At 67.0% G+C, this 25,454-nt stretch carries 22 protein-coding genes and 2 pseudogenes; 16 read left to right on the top strand and 8 right to left on the bottom strand.

Annotated features, from left to right (window positions below):
* Window positions 1-47: 47 nt before the first annotated feature.
* Complete coding sequence (gene asnB, locus B4U45_RS02930; RefSeq protein WP_075545219.1) at window positions 48-2,024, bottom strand: asparagine synthase (glutamine-hydrolyzing); 1,977 nt, start codon at window positions 2,022-2,024, stop codon at window positions 48-50.
* Between the two features lie 349 nt (window positions 2,025-2,373).
* On the opposite strand from asnB, the gene ctaC reads away from it, so the two are divergent.
* From ctaC to B4U45_RS02910, 4 genes are all read left to right on the top strand, one after another.
* Window positions 2,374-3,483, top strand: a complete 1,110-nt coding sequence (ctaC, locus tag B4U45_RS02925; protein WP_075545218.1) for an aa3-type cytochrome oxidase subunit II — start codon at window positions 2,374-2,376, stop codon at window positions 3,481-3,483.
* Between the two features lie 11 nt (window positions 3,484-3,494).
* A complete protein-coding gene (locus B4U45_RS02920) occupies window positions 3,495-3,914 on the top strand; it encodes a cytochrome c oxidase subunit 4 (RefSeq protein ID WP_023364906.1) in 420 nt (139 codons plus the stop codon).
* 182 nt (window positions 3,915-4,096) lie between these two features.
* The gene (locus B4U45_RS02915) at window positions 4,097-5,035 is read left to right on the top strand and encodes an MmpS family transport accessory protein (protein ID WP_219858610.1); all 939 of its coding nucleotides are present in this window, start codon (window positions 4,097-4,099) and stop codon (window positions 5,033-5,035) included.
* Window positions 5,035-5,676, top strand: a complete 642-nt coding sequence (locus B4U45_RS02910; protein WP_075548774.1) for a DUF2561 family protein — start codon at window positions 5,035-5,037, stop codon at window positions 5,674-5,676. Before B4U45_RS02915 ends, B4U45_RS02910 begins: the two co-directional genes overlap by 1 nt.
* A gap of 255 nt (window positions 5,677-5,931) precedes the next feature.
* Here B4U45_RS02910 and qcrB read toward each other — a convergent pair whose 3' ends face one another.
* Genes qcrB through ctaE form a run of 4 tightly spaced genes read right to left on the bottom strand, consistent with a single transcriptional unit; the run spans window position 5,932 to window position 10,311 of the window.
* Window positions 5,932-7,590, bottom strand: coding sequence for a cytochrome bc1 complex cytochrome b subunit (qcrB, locus tag B4U45_RS02905; protein ID WP_075548775.1), 1,659 nt, complete (start codon window positions 7,588-7,590; stop codon window positions 5,932-5,934).
* Window positions 7,587-8,816, bottom strand: coding sequence for a cytochrome bc1 complex Rieske iron-sulfur subunit (gene qcrA, locus B4U45_RS02900; protein WP_075548799.1), 1,230 nt, complete (start codon window positions 8,814-8,816; stop codon window positions 7,587-7,589). The genes qcrB and qcrA overlap by 4 nt, the downstream gene beginning before the upstream one ends.
* A complete protein-coding gene (qcrC, locus tag B4U45_RS02895) occupies window positions 8,813-9,661 on the bottom strand; it encodes a cytochrome bc1 complex diheme cytochrome c subunit (RefSeq protein WP_219859314.1) in 849 nt (282 codons plus the stop codon). The genes qcrA and qcrC overlap by 4 nt, the downstream gene beginning before the upstream one ends.
* Before the next feature lie 38 nt (window positions 9,662-9,699).
* Window positions 9,700-10,311, bottom strand: coding sequence for an aa3-type cytochrome oxidase subunit III (gene ctaE, locus B4U45_RS02890; RefSeq protein WP_219859313.1), 612 nt, complete (start codon window positions 10,309-10,311; stop codon window positions 9,700-9,702).
* Between the two features lie 150 nt (window positions 10,312-10,461).
* Between ctaE and trpD the strand changes: the two genes are divergently transcribed.
* On the top strand, window positions 10,462-11,574 hold the full coding sequence (gene trpD / locus B4U45_RS02885; protein ID WP_075548800.1) for an anthranilate phosphoribosyltransferase: 1,113 nt from the start codon (window positions 10,462-10,464) through the stop codon (window positions 11,572-11,574).
* Here the strand turns inward: trpD and B4U45_RS02880 are convergent.
* Window positions 11,512-13,449 (bottom strand): annotated as a pseudogene (locus B4U45_RS02880) (DEDD exonuclease domain-containing protein); the annotation flags it as partial. The gene trpD and the pseudogene B4U45_RS02880 sit on opposite strands and share 63 nt — an antisense overlap.
* A 161-nt stretch (window positions 13,450-13,610) precedes the next feature.
* Here B4U45_RS02880 and B4U45_RS02875 point away from each other — a divergent pair.
* The 4 genes from B4U45_RS02875 to pimB all read left to right on the top strand — a co-directional run bounded on the left by B4U45_RS02875 (window position 13,611) and on the right by pimB (window position 17,237).
* Window positions 13,611-13,880 carry a hypothetical protein gene (locus B4U45_RS02875; RefSeq protein ID WP_240316434.1) on the top strand — a complete coding sequence of 90 codons (270 nt, stop codon included), beginning with the start codon at window positions 13,611-13,613 and terminating at the stop codon, window positions 13,878-13,880.
* A gap of 175 nt (window positions 13,881-14,055) precedes the next feature.
* Window positions 14,056-15,216: a peptidoglycan hydrolase RipC gene (ripC, locus tag B4U45_RS02870; RefSeq protein ID WP_075548778.1), complete on the top strand. Its 1,161-nt coding sequence runs from the start codon at window positions 14,056-14,058 to the stop codon at window positions 15,214-15,216.
* A 73-nt stretch (window positions 15,217-15,289) separates the two neighbouring features.
* A complete protein-coding gene (locus tag B4U45_RS02865) occupies window positions 15,290-16,084 on the top strand; it encodes a hypothetical protein (protein ID WP_371687235.1) in 795 nt (264 codons plus the stop codon).
* Between the two features lie 10 nt (window positions 16,085-16,094).
* Window positions 16,095-17,237, top strand: a complete 1,143-nt coding sequence (gene pimB, locus B4U45_RS02860; RefSeq protein WP_075548780.1) for a GDP-mannose-dependent alpha-(1-6)-phosphatidylinositol monomannoside mannosyltransferase — start codon at window positions 16,095-16,097, stop codon at window positions 17,235-17,237.
* On the opposite strand, the gene B4U45_RS02855 is transcribed toward pimB, so the two are convergent.
* Entirely contained in the window at window positions 17,234-19,036 is a 1,803-nt protein-coding gene (locus B4U45_RS02855) for an AMP-dependent synthetase/ligase (RefSeq protein WP_075548781.1), read from the bottom strand. The two genes, pimB and B4U45_RS02855, sit on opposite strands and share 4 nt — an antisense overlap.
* 157 nt (window positions 19,037-19,193) lie before the next feature.
* On the opposite strand from B4U45_RS02855, the gene B4U45_RS02850 reads away from it, so the two are divergent.
* From B4U45_RS02850 to B4U45_RS02830, 5 genes are all read left to right on the top strand, one after another.
* Entirely contained in the window at window positions 19,194-19,583 is a 390-nt protein-coding gene (locus B4U45_RS02850) for a polyketide cyclase / dehydrase and lipid transport (RefSeq protein WP_075548782.1), read from the top strand.
* Between the two features lie 121 nt (window positions 19,584-19,704).
* Window positions 19,705-20,142 carry an SRPBCC family protein gene (locus B4U45_RS02845; protein WP_075548783.1) on the top strand — a complete coding sequence of 146 codons (438 nt, stop codon included), beginning with the start codon at window positions 19,705-19,707 and terminating at the stop codon, window positions 20,140-20,142.
* Window positions 20,135-21,412 carry an ArsA family ATPase gene (locus tag B4U45_RS02840; RefSeq protein ID WP_082275576.1) on the top strand — a complete coding sequence of 426 codons (1,278 nt, stop codon included), beginning with the start codon at window positions 20,135-20,137 and terminating at the stop codon, window positions 21,410-21,412. Before B4U45_RS02845 ends, B4U45_RS02840 begins: the two co-directional genes overlap by 8 nt.
* On the top strand, window positions 21,409-21,810 hold the full coding sequence (locus B4U45_RS02835) for a hypothetical protein (RefSeq protein WP_075548801.1): 402 nt from the start codon (window positions 21,409-21,411) through the stop codon (window positions 21,808-21,810). Before B4U45_RS02840 ends, B4U45_RS02835 begins: the two co-directional genes overlap by 4 nt.
* An 87-nt stretch (window positions 21,811-21,897) precedes the next feature.
* Window positions 21,898-22,635, top strand: a complete 738-nt coding sequence (locus B4U45_RS02830) for a lysophospholipid acyltransferase family protein (RefSeq protein WP_219859312.1) — start codon at window positions 21,898-21,900, stop codon at window positions 22,633-22,635.
* Here the strand turns inward: B4U45_RS02830 and B4U45_RS02825 are convergent, their stop codons facing one another.
* The gene (locus tag B4U45_RS02825) at window positions 22,636-23,922 is read right to left on the bottom strand and encodes a glycosyltransferase 87 family protein (protein WP_075548786.1); all 1,287 of its coding nucleotides are present in this window, start codon (window positions 23,920-23,922) and stop codon (window positions 22,636-22,638) included.
* A gap of 101 nt (window positions 23,923-24,023) precedes the next feature.
* On the opposite strand from B4U45_RS02825, the gene B4U45_RS02820 reads away from it, so the two are divergent.
* Both B4U45_RS02820 and B4U45_RS02815 read left to right on the top strand, forming a co-directional pair.
* Complete coding sequence (locus B4U45_RS02820) at window positions 24,024-24,890, top strand: hypothetical protein (protein WP_075548787.1); 867 nt, start codon at window positions 24,024-24,026, stop codon at window positions 24,888-24,890.
* Between the two features lie 21 nt (window positions 24,891-24,911).
* Window positions 24,912-25,415 (top strand): annotated as a pseudogene (locus B4U45_RS02815) (polyadenylate-specific 3'-exoribonuclease AS); the annotation flags it as partial.
* Window positions 25,416-25,454: the final 39 nt, after the last annotated feature.

Raw genomic sequence — 25,454 nt, 5'->3', positions numbered from 1 at the left:
GTCGCACGCGGAAGACCTTCCGCGTGCGACTCTGCGTCTGCTGGCCGTCACAACTGGACCGGATACTGCGGCTCGGCGATCTGCGGCACGACGCTGTGCTCGACAAAGATCGCATGCCATAGCATGAAGATCAGCACGGTCCACAGCCGGCGGCTGTGATCGCCGGCGCCGGTCCGGTGCTCCTCGAGCATCCGGCTGACAGCGCTCAGGTCGATGAGATGTCCGGCCCCCGACGAGCCCACCATCTGGTAGGTCCACTCCAGCAGCTCGCCGGCGCGCAACCAGTGCCGGATCGGCACCGGGAAGCCCAGCTTGGGCCGGTGCAGCACGTGTGCCGGAACGATCGGCTCCAGCGCGCGCCGCAGCGCGTATTTGGTGGTGGTACGGGTGATCTTGGCCTGCAGCGGTAGCCGCGAGGCGACCGCGAACACCTCCGGGTCCAGGAACGGCACCCGCAGCTCGAGCGAATTCGCCATCGTCATCTTGTCCGCCTTGACCAGGATGTCGCCGCGCAGCCAGGTGAACAGGTCGATGTGCTGCATCCGGGCTACCGGATCCCAACCGGCCGATTGCGCGTACACGGGCGCCGTGACGTCGGTATGGGTCCAGTCCTCGCGGAAGCCGGGCAGCACGTCGCGCAGCTGCGCGTCGGAAAAGCTGCGGGCATTGCCGTAGTAGCGCTCCTCGAGTGTCAACGAGCCGCGGTGCAGCAGGCTCTTGCCGCGCATCCCCTCCGGCAGCGGCTTGGAGGCTTTGCCCATCGACCGCCGCAGCCGCCGCGGCAGGTAGTCGAACGGTTTCAGCGACAGTGGCTCGCGGTAGATCGTGTAGCCGCCGAACAGTTCGTCGGCGCCTTCTCCGGACAACACGACCTTGACGTACTTGCGGGCCTCCCGGGCGACGAAGAACAGCGGCACCAGCGCCGGATCGGCCACCGGTTCATCGAGATACCAGACGATTTCGGGCAGGGCGGCCACAAACTCCTCAGCGCTGACCACCTTGGCGACGTGGCGCGCGCCGATCGCCTGGGCCGAGGCCACCGCGACGTCGAGCTCGGAGAACCCCTCTCGCTCGAAACCGGTGGTGAACGTGATCAGCCGCGGATTGTGCCGGATGGCCAGGGCGGCGATGGCCGTGGAGTCGATGCCTCCGGACAGAAATGAGCCGACGGTGACGTCGGCCCGCATGTGCTTGGCCACCGAGTCCTCCAGCACCGCCGTGATCTCGTCGTAGCGCGCCTGCTCGGTGTCGGGCGTGATCGGGGTGGCGGCAAAACGCGGCACGAAGTAACGGGTGATCTCCGGCTCTTGCCCGGGCCGAATCCAGGCGTAACAGCCTGATTCCAGGCGGCGGACCCCGCGGTGCAACGTCTCGGGCTCCGGCACGTACTGCAGCACGGTGTAGTGCTGCAGCGCCCGGCGGTCGATTCGGGTGTCGAGTCCCAGCAAGCCGACGAGGTCGAGCAGGCATTTCTTCTCGCTGGCCACCGCGGTGCCGCCGCTACCGGTCGCCAGGAACAGCGGCTTGATGCCGAACGGGTCGCGGGCGCAGAACAATTCGCGGCTGACGGTGTCCCACAGCGCGAAGGCGAACATCCCGCGTAGCCGCTTGAGCACGTCGGTGCCCCAGTGGTGGTAGCCGGCGACGATCGTCTCGCCGTCGCCGTCGGTGGCGAATACGGCGCCGTGCCGGCCGGCGAGTTCGTCGCGCAGCTCCAGGTAGTTGTAGATCTCGCCGTTGAAGACCAGCACGTACCGTTCCGGCGCCTCTGGTGGCCCCCACCGCAGCGGCTGATGGGAATGGGCAATGTCGATAATGGACAGCCGGTTGAACCCGAAGATCACCGATCCGTCGGCGTCCGGGTCAACCCAGGTGCCCGGCTCATCGGGGCCACGGTGGCGCATCAGATGCGACGCGCGGGCGATCGCGCTGTCGGCCTCCGCGGCGCTGCGGGCAGCAGCGTCGGACCCCTGGGTCGCGGCAGCGCCGGCCGGAGCCGCGACGAAGGCCAGCAGTCCGCACACGGCGCCCCAGTATGCCGCACGAGGCGCGGCGGCCCGGGCGCGGCCTTCGGGTAATGATGATGGAGACCGCATCTCGCGCGCGTCGGTTCACGATGTGGATTTCCCCAAGGGGCCGCATCGTGTCGCCTGGTCGCCGCCGTGGGCGGGCTTGCGCACCGTCTCACGCAATCCGGCGGTGCCCCCACCGCGGGCCAGGTAGCGGCACCGTCGGCCGTTTTGGCACGCATCGTCGCCTGCGCGGGCGGCGTGGTCTACGCTGCGTAGTATTCGAATCCGAGTTAGCCGACGATTCCCGCCGGAAGCGGCGCCTAGCCCGAGTCGGCCCAGCTTGTGCTACAGGAGGCGCAACGTGACACTTCGCGAGCCAGGTCGTTCGCATCGCTTGTCGCAGGGCAATTCTGAGATCCGTTCCGGCGGTCGGCGGCGCGGAGCGCCCGGGCTCACCCCACGCCTTCGGCTGGCGGCACTGGCCGGGGCCCTCGGCGTGCTCGCCGTCACCCTGAGCGGTTGCAGCTGGTCGGAAGCGCTGGGTCTCGGCTGGCCCGAGGGCGTCACCCCGGAAGCCCACGTCAACCGGGAGTTGTGGGTCGGTGCGGTGATCGCCTCCCTGGTGGTCGGGGTCATCGTGTGGGGTCTGATCTTCTGGACGGCAGTCTTTCACCGAAAGAAGCGAAGCGACGCCGACTTTCCTCGACAGTTCGGCTATAACATGCCCCTTGAGCTGGTGCTGACCGTCACGCCGTTCCTCATCATTTCGGTGCTGTTCTACTTCACCGTCGTCGTGCAGGAGAAGATGCTGCACACCACCAAAGACCCGGAGGTCGTGATCGACGTCACGGCTTTCCAATGGAACTGGAAGTTCGGCTATCAGCGGGTCGACTTCCATGACCACACCTTGACCTACGATGGGGCCGACGAGGCCCGTAAACACGCCGTTGAATCCAAGCCGGAAGGCAAGGACGCCCACGGTGAAGAGCTCGTCGGACCGGTCGCTGGGCGTAACACCGAGGACCGCAGCTATCTCAACTTCGACAAGATCGAGACGCTGGGCACCACGAACGAAATTCCGGTCCTGGTCTTGCCGGCCGGCAAGCGCATCGAATTCCAGCTGAACTCGGCCGACGTGGTCCATTCCTTCTGGGTGCCCGAGTTCTTGTTCAAACGTGACGTGATGCCCAATCCGGCCGCGAATAATTCGGTCAACATTTTCCAGATCGAGCAGATCACCAAGACCGGAGCGTTCGTCGGTCATTGCGCCGAAATGTGCGGCACCTACCACGCCATGATGAACTTCGAAGTTCGCGTGGTGGCGCCCAACGACTTCAAGGCCTACTTACAGCAACGTATGGACGGTAAGACCAACGCCGAAGCCTTGCAGGCGATCAACCAGCCGCCCCTCGCCGTGACAACCCATCCGTTCGACGCCCGCCGCGGTCAATTGGCCCCGAGCCAAGGTTAGGACACTGCACAATGCATATCGAAGCCAGGCTTTTCGAGTTCGTCGCCGCGTTCTTCGTGTTGTGTGCGGTGCTTTACGGTGTGCTGACTTCGATGTTCGCCACCGGTGGGGTCGAGTGGGCCGGCACAACTGCGCTGGCGCTGACAGGCGGCATGGCGTTGATCGTCGCCACGTTCTTCCGATTTGTGGCTCGCCGGCTCGACACCCGGCCCGAGGACTACGAGGGTGCCGAAATTAGCGACGGCGCAGGGGAATTGGGGTTCTTTAGCCCGCACAGCTGGTGGCCGATACTGGTTGCGTTGTCCGGTTCGGTGGCGGCGACGGGCGTCGCACTATGGCTGCCCTGGCTCATTGTTGCCGGCGTGGTATTCGTCTTGGCCTCTGCGGCCGGATTGGTATTCGAGTACTACGTCGGACCCGAGAAGCACTGATCAAAGCCGGAAAGGTCACAATCAGGGCATCAGTTGATCGGCGGCCAGTTAGCCGCGACTTCTGTGCCCTGTCCGGTTGGGTAGGGTTTGCGATACACAGTGAGAATCCACCGAGCGCACGCGCACACATGCAGCCGCGGAGCCCAGCGCTCTGGTGAGGTAGTTGGACAGGGTAGGCAAACATGAGCGGGCCGAATCCGCCGGGACGGGAACCTGAAGAACCCGATTCCGCCGGCGATTCCAGCGCCGAACTGGAAGCCTTGAGCGACACCGGTGATGAGCTGGCAGCCGGCGCCGAGGGCGGAGCACTGAAACCGCTTGACGATAGTGGCCGCTTCGAGGCGGCATACCCCACGGGAGAAACCGAAGCCTACTCCCGTGCGTACTCGGCGCCAGAGTCCGAGCAATTCATCAGCGCGCCGTATCTGCCGGCTGATCTCAGTCTTTACGACTACGACACCTTCGACGAAGCGTCGGACGCCGACGACGAAGATGGCGCTCCGCGCTGGCCATGGGTGGTCGGCGTGGCGGCCATACTGGCCGCCATCGCCCTGGTGGTTTCGGTGTCGCTGCTCGTCACCCGCACCGGATCCCAAAGACTGGCCAACCCGGCAACTACCTCCTCCTCGGCGCCACCAATACAGGACGCGATAACGACGACGACCCAGCCACCGCCGCCACCACCGCCGCCACCACCACCGCCCACCACCGAGATCCCGACAGCGACGGAGACGCAGACCGTGACCGTGACGCCCCCGCCCCCGCCCCCAGCGACGACCCCGCCGGCACCGCCTCCGTTGACGACGACGGCGGCGGCACCACCGCCCACAACCACCACCACTCCGGCTGGCCCGCGACAAGTCACCTATTCGGTTACCGGCACCAAAGCGCCCGGTGACATCATCTCGGTGACCTACGTCGATGCTTCGGGGCGCCGGCGGACGCAGCACAACGTCTACATTCCATGGTCGATGACCGTCACACCGATCTCACAATCTGACGTGGGCTCGGTGGAGGCGTCCAGTCTTTTCCGGGTCAGCAAACTCAACTGCTCAATCACCACGAGCGACGGGACGGTGCTGTCATCGAACAACAACGACGCACCGCAAACGAGCTGCTGATGCTCGGCAAATACTCCGCATACCGGCGTGGGCCGGACGGCATCGTGGCTCCAGCCGTCGTCGACCGCATCCTGATCGGCGCGTGTGCGGCGGTCTGGCTGATGCTGGTCGGCGTAAGCGTCGCCGCAGCGGTCGCGCTGGCCGACCTCGGACGGGGCTTTCACAAGGTGGCGAGGGACTCCCACACCACGTGGGTGTTGTACGCCGTCATCATCGTCTCCGCGTTGATCATTGCGGGGGCGATTCCGGTGCTGTTGCGGGCTCGCCGCACGTCGGGGGCCGAGTCGGCGCCGAGGCCGGCGCCGCCACGTGCGCTTGGCAGACCACCGGCTGGACCGGGGAAGCCCGCGGTGCCCACGGTCGGCGGCTCGACCCGCCGAGATCAAGTTCGTGCTTTCGAGGCGGCCGCCGAGCGGTCCGGTGAAGCGGTGGATCGCATCTGGCTGCGGGGAACCGTCGCGCTGACCGGTGCCATCGGCACCGCCTTGATCGGTGCGGCGTTGGCAACATATCTGATGGCCGTCGGTCACGACGGCGCATCATGGGCCAGCTACGGCGCCGCGGCGGTCATCACCGCAGGGATGCCGGCGATCGAGTGGTACCACGTCCGGCAGCTGCGCCGCGCAGTCGCCGAGCGATAACCCGACCCGGCAACCGGCAATCGCCTGGTTCTTGCCTTGACCGGTCATCCGGCGGTGGCACGCCGACGGTCACCGGGTAGCCGGGTGCGGCATTGCACACCGAGGCGTTGCGCAGTGAGCGGGGCCGCATCCGCGACGAGTGCGCACCTGCGACTGGCCGCTGTGGAGCAGCTCCCGGAGTCCAGGCTGGTCGACAGCCCGGGCCGAAACGAAGCCGGCGCAGGGGTGGTGCCTGGCTTGCCGGCCGTCTCGTCCCTAGTGCTGGCCGTGCTCGTCGTTGGGCGAGCCGGCGATACTGTCCTGGTATTCGCGCAGCGCGGTCAGGGCACGTTGCTCGGCGGCATGACCGGCCTCCCGCAGCGCCGCGTCCTCCGATGCCGGATCTGCGGACAAGAAGCTGCCACTACCCGGCGCGCCGGCCGACCCAAGCTTGTTCATTCGCTTGGGAACAGCAGCGCCCTGGTACTCCAGCGGTAGCGGATGACCGTGGTCGTCGACCGGGCCGAGCGGCTGGTGCAGCTCGATGTAGGCCCCATGCGGCAGCCGCTTGATGATGCCGGTCTCGACGCCGTGCTCGAGCACCGACCGGTCACTGCGCTGCAGTCCGATGGACCACCGGTAGCTGAGGAAGTACACGAACGGCGGAAGCACCACCATGCCGATGCGGCCGATCCAGGTCGTCGCGTTGAGCGAGATGTGGAACTTGTACGCGATGATGTCGTTCATGGCGGCCAAGGTGAGCACCATGTAGAAGGCGATGGCCATCGCGCCGACCGCGGTCCGGACCGGGGCGTCGCGTGGCCGCTGCAGCAGGTTGTGATGCGCGTAGTCGCCGGTGAACCGCTTCTCCAGGAACGGGTAGACGATCAGCAGCACAAAGATCAGGCCCATGATCAGCGCCACCCACACCGCCGCGGGAATGGTGTGGTGCCAGAAGTAGAACTCCCACGGCGGCCAGATACGAGCCAGCCCCTCGGTCCACATCATGTAGAAGTCGGGCTGCGAGCCGGCCGACACCTGTGACGGCTTGTACGGACCCAGATTCCAGATCGGGTTGATCTGCAGCAGGCCACCCATCAAGCCCAGCACGCCGACGATCGCGGCGAAAAATGCGCCGGACTTGAACGCGAACACCGGCATGACCCGTACGCCGATCACGTTGTGCTCGGTCCGGCCGGGGCCCGGGAACTGGGTGTGCTTCTGAAACCACACCAATGCCAGGTGCAAACCGATCAGCGCCAGGATGATTCCGGGCAGCAGCAGAATGTGCAGCGCATAGAGCCTGGGAATCAGGATGGTGCCCGGGAAATCCCCGCCGAACAGCGCCCAGTGCAACCAGGTGCCGATCACCGGCATGCCGAGCGTGATCGACGAAAGCGCTGCCCGCAGGCCGATACCCGACAGCAGGTCGTCCGGCAGCGAGTAGCCGAAGTACCCCTCGAACATCGCCAGGATCAGCAGCAGCGACCCGATGACCCAGTTGGCCTCGCGCGGCCGCCGGAAGGCCCCGGTGAAGAAAATCCGCGCCAGGTGCACCATGATCGCCGCGGCGAACATCAATGCGGCCCAGTGGTGGATCTGGCGGACGAACAACCCGCCCCGAACTTCGAACGAGATGTCCAGTGCCGTTTCGTAGGCGCGTGACATCTCGACGCCGCGCAAAGGTTGATAGACACCGTTGTAGGTGACCTCGGTCATCGACGGGTCGAAGAACAGCGTCAGGTACACGCCGGTGATCAGCAGGACGATGAAGCTGTACAGCGCGATCTCACCGAGCAGGAACGACCAGTGGGTCGGAAACACCTTGTTCAGCTGTCGGCGCAGCGCGGCCGAAGGGTGATACCGGGTGTCGATGTCCTCGGCTTGACGGGCCAGCACATCACCGATTTTCGGAGGACGGAGATTAGGACTCATGATGTTGTGCGCTCCCAGAATGCCGGTCCGACGGGCTCGACGAAATCGCCGTTGGCGACGAAATATCCGTTGGAGTCGATAGTGATCGGCAGTTGCGCCAACGCGCGGGCCGCCGGGCCGAATATCGGCTTGGCAAAGTGCAGCGCGTCGAACTGCGACTGGTGACACGGGCACAGGATTCGATAGGTCTGCTGTTCGTACAGTGATGCCGGGCAACCCAAGTGCGAGCAGACCTTGGTGTAGGCGAAGAATTCGCCGAAGTTGAAGCTCTCCTGGCCTTGACGTTTGACCATTTTGCCCAAATCGCTTGGCTTGATACGGATGAGCATCACCGGATTGCGAATTCCCATCGCGATGGCCTGCAACTTCTCGTGGGATTCCACGGTGGTGCCATCACCATCGGATTCCCGCCAGGGGAACACCGTCTCCATGCCGCCGGCGTCCATATCCTCGGGGCGCATTTTGATAAACGGTGGCCCGTCGTGCAAACCGGTGGCCCTCGCCAGATAGATCGTCTCTCCCTTGTAGCGCGGGGTCCACCCGGACGTCCACAGCTCGGCCTTCATGCCCTCGGCGGTGGGGACGACCGGCTTCCACGGGTTCTTGATCAGGCCACCGGCAAACGCAACCAGGGTGCCGAGCCCGAATGCGCCCAATCCCATGCCCAAGGACAGCCCGACGAGCTTGCGGCGCCGGATTGTCGAGCTCTCGAAGGCGTCGGTCAGATTGGCCACCACCGTCTTGCGGTCGATCTCGCGAGACGCGCCGTCGTGCCGGTCCTGGACCGTAATCTCTTCGGGGATAAAGCGTTTCTGGAACAGCACCGCCCCGATTGCGATTGCCAGGATGGATAGCCCAAAGGTCAGTCCGTACAGCGGGGTGGCGAGGGAGTACAGGAAACTTCCGGACTCTCCCGTGGCTTTGTACTGCCATGGCCAGAAGAGGAAAATTAGCAGCAGGGCGAGTCCGAATGCACCGCCCAGCAAAAGCCAAACCGCGACTCCGCGCTCGGCGCGTTTCTCGGCCTTGGTGCCCTCGATCGGCCAGCGGGGTTCCTTGTAGGCGATCTGGACACCGTCGAGTTTGCCGCCCAGGTCGAGCAGTTCCTGCTGCGACATCGCGGCCAGCGCAGCCTCGTCCGGCTCATGGGCCGCGCCGGTGCCCTTGTCGGTGTCCGAGCCGACGCCGGTTTTGGCGTCGCCGGTCACGGGAGAGCCGTCGCTCATGATCGCGCCCCAATCCACAGTGCCAGCCCGATGGCGGCGACCATGCCGATGATCCACATCGCCATCCCCTCGGGCGCGGGTCCGAATCCGCCAAGTCCGTAGCCACCGGGCGACCGCTCCTCGGCGACCGTACGCACGTAGGCGATGATGTCCTTTTTCGCTTCGAAGGACAGCTGGCGGTCGCCGAACTTCGGCATGTTCTGCGGCCCGGTTAGCATCGCCGTCAGGATTTGCTGCTCATTGGCGGGCCCCAGGTCGGGGGCGTATTTGCCTGACGACAGTGCGCCGCCCTTGCCGGTGAAGTTGTGGCAGGGGGGGCAGTTGAGGCGGGACAGATCGCCGCCGCGCCCCCGGTCGTCTCCTCGCAGGGATTTGGTGGCGATGCTGCCGTCGGGATTGCGGACCACGGTGGGGCCGCCGCCGTTGGCCTGCACATAGGCGCCGAGTGCGTCGATCTGTGTCTCGTCGAAGATCGGCTCCTTGCGCTGCGCCTGAGCCTCACCCCGCATGGCGGGCATCCGACCCGTCGAGACCTGGAAGTAGACGGCCGCCTCGCCGACGCCGATCAGGCTGGGCCCGTGATCGGGCACGCCCTGCAGGTTGGCCCCGTGGCAGGACACGCACGAGGTGTCGAACAGCTGCTTGCCGGTGCGAAGCAGCGCCGAGGACGACTCGTCGGCTACCGCCAGCTGCGGGGTGGGCGTCAGTACGGCGGCCAGGCCGCCCGCGACGGTGAGCGCTATCAGCAGCAGCAACCCGCCCGACAACCGCCGGTGGAGGCGTCGCCGCGAGCGATTGTTCCGTTGCTCGCTGCCGCCGGATCGGGTGAATCCCAGTCTTTTCAACTGAGCACTCCTATTCATGCCTGTTCGGGGGGGCCGGCTCATCGGATGAAATAGATCACGGTGAACAGCGCGATCCACACGATGTCGACGAAATGCCAGTAGTAGGAGACGACGATGCTGGCGGTTGCCTGCGCGGGGGGGAACTTGCTCATCCCGGTCCGGACCAGCAGGAAGATGAAGGCGATCAAGCCGCCGGTCACGTGCAGCCCGTGGAAGCCGGTGGCCAGATAGAACACGCTGCCGTAGGCGCTGCCCGGGATGGTCGTCCCGTGGGTGGCCAGGTGGTAGTACTCGTAGGCCTGGCCCAGGATGAAGAACAGACCCATCAGGAATGTGATCACATACCAGCGGCGCAGCCCGAACACGTCGCCACGCTCGGCGGCGAACACTCCCATCTGACAGGTGAACGACGACGCGATCAACACCAGCGTCACCGGCACCGCTTGATAGAGATTGAGTTCGGTCGGCGGCGGCGGCCACTTCCCGCCGGACTGAGCGCGCGCGGTGAAGTACATAGCGAACAGGCCAGCAAAGAACATCAGCTCACTGGAAAGCCACACTATGGTGCCGACACTGACCATGTTCGGTCTGTTCAGCGAATGCACGCGCGACGTGATGGCAGTACCCGAGGTCCCTACAGCACTCGTCACATCCGCAAGTATGACGCTTTGTAGTTGTCGAACTCTACCCGGGGCACAAATTCGCCTTCCGCGCGTCGTTTCACAGCCGTGCGCCGCCGCATGCCCGGCGTCGCCGGCCGCGCGTTGGGCGGTGGCCGGCCGGCATGCGACCATCGGCGCGTGGCTCGGTCAGGTGCAGGATCTCCCGGTGGTCGGCCCCCGCGGGCGTCGGCTTCGGCGACCCCTTCGGTGACCTCCTGGCCGCAGGTTCTGGGTCGCTTGACGGCCGGGGGCAATTTGGCGCGGGGCCAGGCGGCCTGGGCCATGGATCAGATCATGGCCGGCGCCGCCCGGCCGGCCCAGATCGCCGCGTTCGCGGTGGCGATGACGATGAAGGTGCCCACCGCCGACGAAGTCGCCGAATTGGCCGCCGTGATGCTCGACCACGCGCGTCCGATGCCGGCCCACGCCGTTCCCCAGGACGCCGTCGATGTTGTCGGTACCGGTGGCGACGGGATCAACACGGTCAACCTGTCCACGATGGCGGCCATCGTGGTGGCCGCCGCCGGTGTGCCCGTGGTCAAACACGGCAACCGGGCGGCGTCGTCGTTGTCCGGGGGGGCCGACACCCTGGAAGCGCTCGGGGTGCGCATCGACCTGGACGCCGATCAGGTGGTGCGCAGCCTCGAGGAAGTCGGGATCGGCTTTTGCTTTGCGCCGCAATTCCATCCGTCGTACCGGCACGCTTCGGTGGTGCGCCGCGAGATCGGCGTGCCCACGGTGTTCAATCTGCTTGGGCCGCTGACGAATCCGGCGCGGCCGCGGGCCGGGTTGATCGGCTGCGCGTTCGCTGACCTTGCCGAGGTGATGGCCGGGGTGTTTGCCGCGCGCCGGTCCAGCGTGCTGGTGGTGCACGGCGACGACGGGCTCGACGAGCTGACCACGACGACCACCAGCACGATCTGGCGGGTGCAGGCGGGCACCGTCGACAAACTGACTTTCGATCCCGCGGGATTTGGCTTCGCACGTGCCGAGCTCGACGAGCTGCTGGGGGGCGACGCGCAGGCCAACGCGGCCGAAGCCCGCGCCGTGCTGGGCGGGGCTCAGGGCCCGATCCGAGATGCGGTGGTGCTCAACGCCGCCGGCGCGATCGTCGCCCATGCCGGGCTATCCAGCCGGGCTGAATGGCTGCCCGCATGGGAGGACGGCTTGCAGCGGGCCAGCGCGGCGATCGACAGCGGCGCGGCCGAACAGTTGCTCGCGCGATGGGTGCGGTTCAGCCAGCAGCTCTGAGCTGTCGGCCTGGCGGTGCGGCGGGTCCTGGTGCGGGGAGTGCCGCCCCATCGGGCCGGGTGCCTGCTCGACGGCCAGCCGCGCCGAACGGGCCGATGCCGCCCACGCCACCCAGGCGCCGGCGCAGCGCAACGGTGTTGCCCAGCCCGCCGTTTCGGCGGCGCCCCCGGCAACCGGAATTCCGGTGACCCGCACGATGCGCACCCCCGGCGCCGCGAGCCAGCGGGCGATGAGCGCGGTCTCCTCCACCAGCGCGCCGCCGAGTGGCGCCTCGGCCGGAATAATCGCCTGGGCACCGGCCTGCAGGGCGTCGACCACCGGCATCGGTGGCACCCCGCGCCGGGCGGCACCGGCCGCGGCCAGCTGGCCGTGGCGGATGACAGCAAACTGGTAGCCACCACCGCCGTCCGGCGCCGCGGCGATCAACTCCGGTAGGGCGGCCAGCGCCCGCAACCGCTGACCACGCCACAGCGTCTCGATCGCGGTGGCGATATGGTCGCGCAGCCGCGCCGCGCTCTCGTAACGATGTCGTTCCGCCAGGGCGGTGACCTGCTGGACCGCCGCGGCCAGCGCGGTGTTGTCGCGTCCGTCGATTAAATCCGTCGCGCGCTGCACGGTCTCGGCGTATTGCTCGGCGGTCACGTTCCGGGCGGCGGGACAGGGCGACACTTCCAGCTCGGGACAGGCCGGGCCGTGCAGAGCCGACCGCGCCAGCCGCTTGGCACAGGTACGGACCCCGGTGAAGCGCGCCAGCAGGGCTGCCGTCTCGGCGGCGTCGGCCCGGGACCGGTACGGGCCGATGACCCGGTCGTGTCGCGGGGCTCGAACCACCGACAGGCGCGGAAACGCTTCCTCGGTGAGCGCCACCCACCACCAGCGCAGCGGAAATCTCGATCGGCGGTTGTACGGGGGTGCATGTGCGGCCAGCATTCGAAGCTCACGCACGCCGGCTTCCAGTGGGTGCGCGCACTCGACGTGGTCCACGGCGGTGGCCAGCGTGACCATTTCTTTGATCCTGCCGCGCGGGTCGGCGCCGTTGAAGTATTGGCTGACCCGGCGGCGCAGGTCGACCGCGGTGCCGACGTAGAGCACCTCGCCCGACGGTCCGCGAAACACATAGATTCCCGGCCGGTGCGGCAGACCGTCGGCCAGCACCCGTCTGCGGCGCTGCGCCGGGCTCACGTTGGGCAGATACGAACGCAGGTCGGCGAAGGTGTGCACGCCCTGGTTGCCGACCCGCTCGATCAGGGCATGCAAGACGTCGACGGTGGCACGGGCATCGTCGAGGGCGCGGTGGGTGGGTTGGGTGGCAACCGAGAACAGCCGCGCCAATGCGGCCAACCGCACACTGGGCGCTTCCTCTCGGCTCAACACCCGCCGCGCCAGGCGGACCGTGCACAGGACTTTCGGCCGCGGCCAGGTGATGTCGCATTGCCGCGCGGCGGCCCGCAGGAACCCGGTATCGAACCCCGCGTTGTGGGCGACCAAGACCGAGTCGCCGGCGAACTCGAAAAACATCGGCAGAACGGCGCTGATGACGGGGGCGTCACGCACCATGGCCGTGGTGATCCCGGTCAGCTGCACGATCTGGGGCGGGATGCTGCGCTGCGGGTCCACCAGCGTGGCGAACTCGCCGAGGACGGTCCCGCCGCGCACCTTGACCGCCCCAATCTCGGTGATGGCGTCCGGCGGGGCCGCCTCGGTGCCCATGGTGCGGCCACCGGTGGTCTCCAAGTCGACCACTACGAAGGTGGTCTCCCGTAGCGGCAATAGCTCGTCGGAGGGCGGGCCCGGAGCCCCCGCCGCGTCGATGCCGGGAAATGCGAGCGGGTCGAGCCCGGCGAGACTCAGTTGAGTTCCGACGCTCGCACCCATGGCGGTGACGTTAGGCAGCCGCACCGACAGCCGACGGTTCCCACGCCGGGCACGGGTCGGCAGCGCTCGATCCTCACCGCGCCCGAGTTGTCGGTGCCGGCGATTAGCCTTCGGCGCGGCCCCAATTGCGATCGAACGTCTTACCGAAAGGACCGGGATTGATGGCATGGAACGCATGGCACAGCGGTGGCGAATGCTCTGGCGGCGCAGCCGAACCGGGGGAGGTGGTGATCGACTGTGACGAGTGCGCGGTGCGGGGAAGTGCCTGCCGCGATTGTGTGGTGAGTGTCTTGCTCGGGGCGCCCGACACGTTGTTGCACGACGAGCAAGCCGCCCTCGAGGCACTCGCCGATGCCGGGTTAGCTCCGAGATTGCGTCTCGTCCCGATCCGGCGTGGCCGGGGGCCGGGTGCTGCGTCGGGTGTTGCCTGATCGAGCCTGTATGGTGGTGGAGCGCAAAGTCGCGCTCTCTCACAAGAAAATGACAGAAATCTTGCCATTTTCTTAACTCCCCCCTTTGGACAAAAGCCGAGACCATTTCGTAACCTGTTTGAGACCTAAACCAGCTCGACGGCGCTAGGCCGATGGCAGTTTAAGGAAGCAAATCTTGAGGCTCGACTGTAGGCATTCGATCGCGCGCGTCATCAAGCGGTCCGCAGTCGGTTCGTTGGCGGGCTTCACCGTGTTGTCCGGCATCCTGGCCGCGAGTGCGATGGCCGACCCCGCCGACGACGCGCTGGCGAAACTCAACGAGCTATCGCGGCAGGCCGAACAGACCACCGAGGCGATGCACAGCGCAGAACTCGACCTGAACGCGAAGCTTGCGGCGCAGCAGGCCGCGGAAAAGAAGCTCGCCGACGACCAGGCCGCGCTCGCCGCCGCGAAAGCGCGCCTGGCCACCTTCCAGACCGCCGTCAACAAGGTCGCGGCCGCCACCTACATGGGTGGTCGGACCAACGGCTTGGATGCGATCTTGACGGCGGAATCGCCGCAGCTGCTGATCGACGGTCTCTCGGTGCAGCGGGTGATGGCGCGGCAAATGTCCACGCAGATGGCCGGTTTCCGGGCCGCCGGAGAACAGGCCGCCAAGGCTGAGCAGGCTTCGGTCAAGTCGGCTGCCGATGCCAAGTCCGCCGCCGAACAGGCCGCGGCGGTGCGGGCCAATCTGCAGCACAAGCAGAGCCAGCTGCAGGTGCAGATCGCCGTCGTGAAGTCGCAATATCAGGCCCTGACGCCGGAGCAGCGCACCGCGCTCGCCGACCCGGGACCGATTCCGGCGCGGGTACCAGACGTTCCCGGGCCGGCGCCCGAAGGTCTGCCACCGGGCGCTCCGCCCGAGGGTGCGCCTACCCCCGGCGAGGCGCCCGCTCCCGGCGGAGTGTCCGATACACCGTTCCTGGCTCCTGGCGGCGGCGGTGGCGGCGACCGGGCGACCGTGGTGCAGGCGGCCTTGACCCAGATCGGCACTCCGTACGCATGGGGTGGCGCCGGGCCCGGCGGTTTCGACTGCTCCGGACTGGTCATGTGGGCGTTCCAGCAAGCCGGGATCGCTCTGCCGCACTCCAGTCAGGCGCTGGCCCATGGTGGTCAGCCGGTGGCGCTGTCGGACCTGCAGCCCGGTGACGTGCTGACCTTTTATTCCGACGCCTCACATGCCGGCATCTACATCGGCGACGGTCTGATGGTCCACTCGTCCACCTTCGGCCAACCGGTGCGGGTAGTGCCGATGACCGCCTCGGGCCCGATCTACGACGCCCGTCGCTACTGACCACCTCGTGGCGTGGCTTCGCCGCCGGCCCCGGTGGCTGTCGATCACGCTGGCCTTCGTCTTCGTGGCCGAGCTGGTTGCGGCAACCGCTCTGCCGGCCCCGGTACGCGACAGCTCGGCAGCACCGCCGGCGGCGCGAGTCGACGACGCCGGCCTCACCCCGGTGGTCGTCGGTGGCCGCACCGTCCGGCTGATCGGCCTCGGCGGCGCGGACAGTGAGCCCCTGCTATCCCGTGTCGCGGCGAACCTTGGTCCCGCGATCGACGCGGTTGCGGCCTTCTGGGGCACCGATTGGCCGCACGAGATCTCGGTGGTGGCCGCCGATTCCGATGACCAGTTCCGTACTGCCGTCGGCGGCGGGCCGGCGTCGCAGTGGGCCGATATCGCGGCGGTGACCGTCGTCGAGCACGTCGATACCGCCCGCCGGACCGCCGCCGGCCAACGGATCGTATTCGCGCCGGGCGCGGGCCGCTTGAGCCAAGCTGCGCTGCGAATTGTGTTGACGCATGAGCTTTTTCACTACGCCGCGCGTGTCGACACCGCGCTCGACGCACCGCGCTGGCTGACCGAGGGGGTGGCCGATTTCGTCGCCAGACCGGCGTCCAGGCCGCCCGTCGATGTGCTGCCCCGGGCGCTGCCGTCAGATGACGACCTGGACACCGCGGGACCGCGGCGTTCACTGGCGTATGACCGGGCGTGGTGGTTTGCCAGGTTCGTCGCGCAGATCTACGGGACGACCGCGTTGCGCGGGCTCTACCTGGCCGCGTGCGGTGCCGGACACCCGGATTTCGCAACCGCCGCGCGCACCGTACTGAAGACCGACCCTGCCGGGCTGCTCGCCCGCTGGCAGGGATGGCTGGCCGATTGACCTGACGCAGGTGAGCCGGGTCCTGCTGGTAACCAACGACTTTCCGCCCAGACGTGGCGGCATTCAGTCCTACCTCGGAGAGTTCGTCGGGCGGCTGGTCGAAGCCGGATCGCACTCGGTGACGGTGTACGCACCGCAATGGAAGGGGGCGCAGGCATACGACGACGCGGCCCGTGCAGCCGGCTATCGCGTGGTGCGTCATCCCGGCACGCTGATGCTGCCCGCGCCGGCCGTCGACAGCCGCATGCGCGCCCTGATCGCCGAGTACTGCATCGATACCGTCTGGTTCGGGGCTGCCGCCCCGCTGGCGCTGCTGGCGTCGCGGGCGCGCCGGGCCGGTGCCACCCGGATAGTGGCCAGCACACACGGCCATGAAGTGGGGTGGTCGATGCTTCCGGTCGCGCGGTCGGTGTTGCGCCGAATCGGGGACAGCGCGGACGTGGTGACCTTTGTCAGTCGCTACACCAAAGCCCGGTTCGCGCCCGCCTTCGGACCCGGCGCGGCGCTGGAATACCTGCCGCCCGGGGTGGACAGCGACCGATTTCGGCCGGACCCGGCCGCGCGCGCCGAACTGCGTCAGCGGTACCGGCTGGACGAGCGGCCCGTGGTGGTGTGCGTGTCCCGGCTGGTGCCACGCAAGGGTCAGGACACGCTGATCAAGGCGCTACCGGCGATCCGCCGGCGCGTCGACGGGGCCGCGCTGGTGATCGTCGGGGGCGGCCCTTACCTACCGGCGTTGCGCAAGTTGGCGATGGACTGCAAGGTGGCCGACCACGTGACGTTCACCGGCGGCGTGCCGGACGACGAGCTACCGGCGCATCACGCGTTGGCTGACGTGTTCGCGATGCCGTGCCGCACCCGCGGTGCCGGATTGGACGTCGAGGGCCTGGGGATCGTGTTTCTCGAGGCGTCGGCAAGCGGCGTGCCGGTAATCGCCGGCGAATCCGGCGGGGCCCCGGAAACCGTGCAGCACAATAAGACTGGGCTGGTTGTCGACGGCACCTCGGTGGACAAGGTGGCTGATGCCGTCACCGATTTGCTGATCGACCGCGACCGCGCCGCCGCCATGGGCGCTGCCGGCCGGGAATGGGTAACGGCCACCTGGCGCTGGGACATACTGGCGACCCGGCTGGCCGGCCTGCTGGGCGGCTAGCCGCTGGTATAGATCGCCTCGATCTCGTCGGCGAACTTCTCGGCCACCACCTTGCGCTTGACCTTCATCGTCGGTGTCAATTCGCCGGTGTCCTCGGTGAAGTCCACGCCCAGAATGCGGAACTTGCGGATCGACTCGGCATGCGACACCGACAGGTTCGCCTGCTTGACGGCCGCATCGATTTCGGCCACCAGGTCGGGATCGGTGGCCAAGTCGCCCACCGACGCGTCGGCGGGCTTGCTGTTGCGCTGCTTCCAGCCGGCGAACGCCTCCGAGTCGATGGTGATCAGCGCGCCGATGAACGGCTTGGCATCTCCGACCACCATTGCCTGACTGATCAGCGGGTGTGCCCGCAGCTGGTCCTCCAACACGGCGGGGGCAACGTTCTTACCGCCGGCGGTGACGATGAGCTCCTTTTTGCGGCCGGTGATGGTCAAGAAGCCGTCCTCGTCGATCGCGCCCAGATCACCGGTGCGGAACCAGCCGTCGGTGAAGGCCTCCGCGGTGGCCTGCTCGTTGCGCCAATAGCCGGTGAACACCACGCCGCCGCGCACCAACAGCTCCTGGTCGCCGGCGATGCGTAAGCTGTTGCCGGGCAACAGCTTTCCGACTGTCCCGATCTTGAGGGCGCCCACCTGGTTGACGGTGATCGCCGCGCTGGTCTCGGTCAGGCCGTACCCCTCGTAGATGGTCAAACCCACGCCGCGGTAGAAGTGGCCCAGCCGCGCGCCCAGCGGCGCCCCGCCGGAGACCGCAGCATGGCAGTCGCCGCCGAGCGCCGTACGGAATTTGTGATAGACCAGCCGGTCGAAAACGGCATGTTTGGCGCGCAGCAGCAGTCCGGGGCGGCCGCCGTCGCAGGCCCGGCTCCAATCGACCGCGGTCTGGGCGGCGCGTTTGAAGATCGCTCCCTTGCCGTCGTTGACGGCATTTTGCTCGGCGGTGTTGTACACCTTCTCGAAAACCCGAGGCACCGAGACCACCACCGTGGGTTTGAACACCGCGAACTGCGGCAGCAGGTTCTTGATATCGCTGGTGAACCCCACGGTCACTTTGCTGGCGAACGCCGACAGCGTCAGCGACCGGGCCAGCACGTGGGCGAGCGGCAAGAACACCAGGAGCCGCTGTCCCGGGCACAACAGCGTGGGCAGGCATTCCCGGGTGCCGCGGATCTCGTGCAGCAGGTTGGAATGGGTGAGCTGACAGCCTTTGGGTCGTCCGGTGGTGCCCGAGGTGTAGATCAGCGTGGCCGCGTCGTGGGCCCGCAGCGCCTCGAGGCGAGCCGTCAGTTCCGTCGGGTCAACCGACGTGCCCTCCTGTTCGAGCTGGTCGAGCGCCTTGCGGCCGGAACCGTCGATATGCAACACCCGGCGCAAGGCGGGCAGGTCGCCGGCCAACTCGGAGACCATCGCGGCATGCGCGTCGGTTTCGGCGAACGCCAGCACGGCTTCGGAGTCCTGCAGCACCCAGCGGACCTGCTCGGCCGACGACGTCTCGTAGATCGGCACCGTGACCGCACCCACCGCCAGGATGGCCAGGTCCAGGATCGCCCACTCGTAGCGGGTGGCCGAAAAGATCGACACTCGATCACCGGCCTGGACCCCGAGCGCGATCAAACCCAATGCCGCACCATGGATCTGATGCGCCGCCTCGGCGCACGTCACGTCAGTCCAGACACCGCCGACGAGGCGTTGGTAGATGACGTACCCGGGATCGTCGCGCTCGTGCTCGAATACCATGGCCGCGACGTTGTCGCGCTCGCCGACGGAAAAGCGGGCAGGGACACTGTACTGACGCACCTTGTTGACCTCGCTCCAACTGACGTTTTTGCGGGTAGCCCCCCTCACCCCAGCCTAGCCGGGCATTAGGGCGGCCAGGTGGTTGCTGGTCGGGTGGGTTTGCCGACCGAGCCGAGCGCCGTTGGCCGTCGATGCGGGGGTGTGTGAAGCTGTGGCTATGAACAGCATCCAGATCGCGGACCAGACGTATGTCGCCGCGGATGGCGCACGGGTGGGAGCTGCGATCGCCGACCCGTCGAAGTGGCGCCGGTGGTGGCCTGATCTGCGGCTGGAGGTCACCGAGGACCGCGCCGACAAGGGCATGAGGTGGGCGGTTACCGGGGCATTGACCGGCACCATGGAAATCTGGCTGGAACCGTCGATGGACGGGGTGGTGCTGCACTACTTCCTGCACGCCGAACCGACCGCGGCGGCGGCCTGGCAACTGGCCCGGATGAATCTGGCCAAAATAACCCACCGCCGCCGGGTGGCAGCGAAGAAAATGGCGTTCGAGGTCAAAACCACAGTGGAACAAGCACGCCCCGTCGGGGTTTCTCCGGTAGTTTAACCGGGTCGAGTGGGCTCGAGTGAGGCTCAAGCTGGGCATCGGGAGTAGCCTTTGTGCCGGATGGCGGGTATTCCCGACGAATCGACGCGCAGTGCGAGGAAACGGGAAAGGGATTTGCCAGGTGGCGGACAAGACGAGGCAGACGATCTACATCGACGCGGCTCCAGGCGAGGTGATGAAGGCGATCGCCGACATCGAGGCTTACCCGGAATGGATTTCGGAGTACAAGGAAGTCGAGGTCCTCGAGGCTGACGACGCGGGATACCCGCAACGGGCCAGGATGTTGATGGACGCAACCATCTTCAGGGACACCTTGATCATGGCCTACCAGTGGCCGGCGGACCGCCAATCGCTGAGCTGGACTCTGGAATCCAGCTCCCTGCTGAAGTCTCTCGAAGGTTCATATATCTTGGAGCCCAACGGTTCTGGAACGGATGTGACCTATGAGCTCGCCGTCGACCTCGCCGTCCCGATGATCGGGATGCTCAAGCGCAAAGCCGAACGCAGGTTGATCGACGGAGCGTTAAAGGATCTGAAGAAACGAGTCGAGGCTGAGTGAGTCCAGTGAATTCCGGGCGTCAGCCCCGGCCCGGATCAGTCTCTTCGTCGGTAAAGGCGGGGTAGGAAAATCCACACTGGCGGCCGCCACCGCGGTTTGTGATGCCGGTGCTGGTCAGCGAGTGCTGCTGGTATCCACCGACCAGGCGCACTCACTGGGTGATGTGCTGGGCATCTCGGTGCCGCCAACCGGCCGGGGCGAGCCGGTCCGCGTTCTCGCCGATCTTGAAACCGGGCGATCCGGGTCCGACGGCGGCTTCCTCGACGCCTTGGCGCTGGACACCTTGGCGCTGCTCGAGGACCGGTGGCGAGACGTCGTCGACGCCCTGGACCGACGATTCCCCGGTTCCGAGCTGAGTAGCGTTGCGCCAGAAGAACTCTCGGCGTTGCCCGGGATTCAGGAGGTGCTCGGGCTGCACGCCGTCGGCGAGCTTGCCACCAGCGGACGTTGGGACCGCGTCGTCGTCGACTGCGCGTCGACCGCGGATGCGCTGCGAATGTTGACGCTGCCGGCGACCTTCGGGATGTACGTGGAGCGCGCGTGGCCACGCCATCGTCGGCTCGCCATCGACGACAACCGGTCCGCCGCACTGGTGGAGTTGCTGGAGCGCACCAACGCCAGCGTGGACCGGCTCAGCGTCATGCTGACCGACGGTGACCTGGTAGGCGCCCATCTGGTGCTGACCCCGGAGCGGGTGGTAGCCGCCGAGGCAGCCCGCACGCTGGGTTCATTGGCGCTGATGGGGATACGCGTCGAGGAGCTGCTGATCAATCAGGTGCTGGTCCGGGACGAGACCTACGAGTACCGCAGCCTTCCCGACCACCCCGCCTTCTACTGGTATGCCGAACGCATCTCCGAGCAACGCGCCGTCCTGCAAGAACTCGACGCCACCATCGGTGACCTGGCGCTGGTGCTGGTTCCGCACCTGTCCGGCGAGCCGATCGGCCCGAAGGCGCTGGGCGGCCTGCTCGACAGTGCCCGCCATCGCCGAGGGTCGGCGCCGCCGGGCCCGCTGCGCCCTATTGTGGACCTGGAATCCGGGTCGGGGCTTGAGTCGGTATATCGTCTGCGGCTAGCGTTGCCCCAGCTCGATCCCGGTTCGCTGGCGCTGGGCCGCGCAGACGACGATCTGATCATCAGTGCCGGCGGGGTGCGGCGCAGAGTCCGGTTGGCGTCCGTACTGCGCAGATGCACGGTGCTGGACGCGCAACTGCGGGGCAGCGAGCTGACCGTTCGATTTCGACCCAATCCGGAGGTGTGGCCGACGTGACCGGGGTTCATACCGAGGTTGGTCCCGAACTGCGCAAGCTTGCACAGGCAATCCTGGATGCGATCGACCCCGCGATGCGCGCGGCGGCCTCGATGGCATCCGGGTCGGCCGGTGGCAAAGCGGCCGCCAAGTGCCAACAGGTGTGGTGTCCGGTATGTGCGCTGGCGGCGGTGGTCGGTGGCGAACAGCACCCGTTGCTGACGGTGATAGCCAACCACAGTGTCGCTTTGCTCAACGTGATTCGCGCCATAGTCGACGACATTGATCGATCGCCGAAACCGCCGCCGGAGGATCCGCCCGGCGGTGGCCTCACCAGCGAGACACCGCCGGAGAACCGATCCGCGGACACCAGTGCGAAAACGCGCTACCAGCCCATCCCGGTGAGTTTGCAGGAGTGAGCCGCCGCCCGACGCAGGTGGTCGCAGCCACGGCAGATAGGTACAGTTGGCCCAGACATTGTTCCGGTGCGGGCGAGAGGGAGGGCCATGTGGTACTACCTTTTCAAGTACGTTTTCATGGGCCCGCTGTTTATTTTGCTCGGCCGGCCGAAAATCGAAGGTGCGGAAAACATTCCGAGTTCCGGCCCGGCGATCCTCGCCAGTAACCACCTTGCCGTGGCTGACAGCTTCTACCTTCCGTTGGTAGTTCGCCGCCGGATCACGTTTCTGGCAAAGGCCGAATACTTCACCGGCGCCGGGCTCAAGGGCTGGATCAACCGCTGGTTCTACAGCGTCTCCGGGCAGGTGCCCATCGACCGCACCAACGCCGACGCCGCGCAGGCCGCCCTGGAAACCGCCGAGGGCTTGCTGCGTCGGGGCAAGCTGCTGGGCATGTACCCCGAAGGCACCCGGTCGCCCGACGGTCGCCTCTACAAGGGCAAGACCGGCCTGGCGCGGCTGGCGCTGCACACCGGGGTTCCGGTGATTCCGGTGGCGATGATCGGCACCAACGTCGTCAACCCGCCGGGCAAAAAGATGTTGCGGTTCGGCCGGGTGACCGTTCGTTTCGGCAAGCCGATGGACTTCACCCGGTTCGAGGGACTGGCCGGAAACCACTTCATCGAGCGGGCCGTCACCGACGAGGTGATGTACGAGCTGATGGGGCTTTCCGGTCAGGAGTACGTCGATATCTACGCAGCCAGCGTCAAAGACGGCCGCAACGGGGCCGGGGCTCATCCCGGCCCGAAGGACGCCGCCCGGATCCCCGAGACCGCGGCCGGCTGATCAGGCCGCGGCCGTCGACACCGGAGTCCGCGCGGGCTCGGGCGAGCGCTCCGTCGTCAGCCGGGTGGTCACGGTGAGACCGGCAACGACGATGACCGCCAGCGCCCACCACACATAGGACATCCCGGCGAGTTGACGCCACCACTCCGCGGTGGCTTCCCGGTGCTTGGGCAGCAGATCGATCGGCGTCCATCTCATCAGCGCCACCCCGGCGGCGGTGACCACGGCCAGCGCCGCATTTCGCCGTCGCCAGGCCAGCACCCCGGTCACCAGAACCGCCGGCAACATCCACACCCAGTGGTGCGACCACGAAACCGGGGATACCACCAACCCGAACAACGCCACGCAAATCACGGCCAGGGCCGGTTCGTCGGCCCGCAGCACTCGGCGCATCGCCCACACCGTCGCAACCAGCACCACCAGCGACAAGACCACCCACAGCAGAAAGCTTTCGTGCTCGCCGATCGGCAGCCGGGCCAGCGCACCCGCGATGTTCTGGTCGGTGTTCAACGAAGCCGAACCGATCCGGTCGGTGTGGTGCAAGGTATGGGTCCAGTACTCACGGGAATCACGCCACGCCAGGGCGAAACCGGCCAGCGTCGCAGCCGCGAAGGACGCCAGGGCTGTCAGCGCCGCCCGGCCGTCCCGGCGCAGCAGGAAGTAGAGCAGAAACACCGCCGGCGTCAGCTTCAGTGCTATCCCCAGGCCGAGCAGCAGGCCCCGCGGCCACGGCGTGCGGCGCGGGAAACAATCGAGGATCACCAAGGTCATGAGCACGGCGTTGATCTGACCGAAGGCGAAGTTGGAGCTCAGCGGCTCCAGCCAGATCGACGCCGGAGCCACGATGACCACCGCCAACCACAGCCGGCGCACCCAGGCCGGAGCGGGCAGCAGCGTCGAGGTAGGCCACACGTTCAGGCCGGTCAGCACGACCACCGTCGACACGATCAACACCACCAGCGTCAGCAGCGTGATCGCCACGCTGGCGGCCGGCATCTTCAACCAGGCGAACGGGCTGAACACCACCGCGGCCAGCGGGGGATAGGTGAACGGGAGGTCCAGCCCGATGGGTGTGTGGAACTTCACGTCGCCGCTGTACAGCGGACGCCCATCCAACCAGGCCTGTCCGCCCATCTGATAGATGTCGATGTCGATGCGGTAGGGGATGTGTCCGAACAACCGCCAGCCCACGTAGCCCAGTGCCCCGGCGGCGACCAGCCCAAGCAGGCACCATAACGAGACCCGCCCGAGTCGACTGCCCAGCTCGGGCGACCGCCATGTACTCATGTCACAGACAGCCTAATCGTTACCGAGGCGGTCGCTTGCCGCCACAGCGGGGCTCGGGCCGCTTAGGCCTCGCCTGCGCCGGCAGGCGTAGTTTTTGTGGGGTGCTCCAATGGCTGCAGCATGACATCATCGACCGCGGCCGACTGCCCCTGCTGTGCTGCCTGGTCGCCTTCATCCTGACCTTCTTTGTGACGCGCACCTGCGCCCGCATCATCCGTCGCCGCCCCAGCGATGCACCACCGCCCAGCTGGTGGCAGCCCCGCAATATCTACATCGGGTCCGTGCACGTTCACCACGTGGCCGTCGGTGTGCTGGTGGTGATGGTCTCCGGGTTGGCGCTGGTGACGCTCTCCGTCGACGGACGCGCACCCGAGTTCGCGGTGTCGGCGACATTTTTCGGAATCGGCGCGGCGCTGGTGCTCGACGAGTACGCGTTGATCCTGCATCTGTCCGACGTCTACTGGGAGGAAGACGGACGCACCTCGGTGGACGCGGTCTTCGCCGCCGTAGCCGTGGCGGGGCTGTTGACCCTGGGATTCCATCCGCTGATGTTCGTCCTGGCGATCTGGTCGGACACTAACTCCCTGATATGGCATGCCGCGCTGGTTGGCGGCGTGGTGCTGACGCTGCCGCTGGCCGTGGTGGTTCTGTTCAAGGGCAAGGTGTGGACGGGGCTGCTCGGCATGTTCCTGGTGGTGCTGCTGATCGTCGGCGCGATCCGGTTGTCACGTCCGCATGCCCCGTGGGCACGGTGGCGATACAGCGCGCGGCCGGACAAGATGCGCCGTGCCCTGCAGCGTGAACGTACCCTGCGCCGCCCCGTGGTACGGGCCAAGCTGTGGCTGCAATGTGCGATCGCCGGAACCCCGCGACGGCCCGACGAGCACGCGGTGGACGCCCGGTTGGACCTCGACATCCATCCGGCGCCGCCGCCGAAGACCGCCGAACGCCTGGTGACCGCGCGATAGGCTGCCCGGATAAACTGCGATGTGCGGTACTTCTATGACACCGAATTCATCGAAGACGGCCGCACCATCGATTTGATCTCCATCGGGATGGTCGCCGAGGATGGCCGCGAGTACTACGCCGTCTCAACGGAGTTCGACCCACAGCGTGCCGGTACCTGGGTTCGCTCCCATGTCCTGCCGAAGCTGCCGTCGCCGGGTTCGCAGCTGTGGCGCTCGCGCCGGCAGATCCGCCGCGACCTGGAGGCGTTCCTCGGTGTGGACGGCGGTGACCCGATCGAGCTGTGGGCCTGGGTGGGCGCCTACGACCACGTCGCCCTGTGTCAGTTGTGGGGTCCGATGCCGGGGCTGCCAACGGCGATACCTCGCTTCACACGGGAACTGCGGCAACTATGGGAGGACCGCGGATGCCCGCGACTGCCGGCGCGGTCGCGTGATGCTCACGACGCGCTGGTCGACGCGCGCGACCAGTTGCGACGATTCCGGATCATCACCTCGGCCGACAATGCCGGCCCGCATCCGGCACGCGGCGGAGGCCCGCCCGGCGGCTCCCGGGCACGGGCGGCC

Source organism: Mycobacterium persicum (genome assembly GCF_002086915.1).
In the GTDB taxonomy this organism is placed as follows: domain Bacteria; phylum Actinomycetota; class Actinomycetes; order Mycobacteriales; family Mycobacteriaceae; genus Mycobacterium; species Mycobacterium persicum.
Note: the sequence above shows the minus strand (reverse complement) of the source record. Positions and strands in the feature narration are given on the sequence as shown.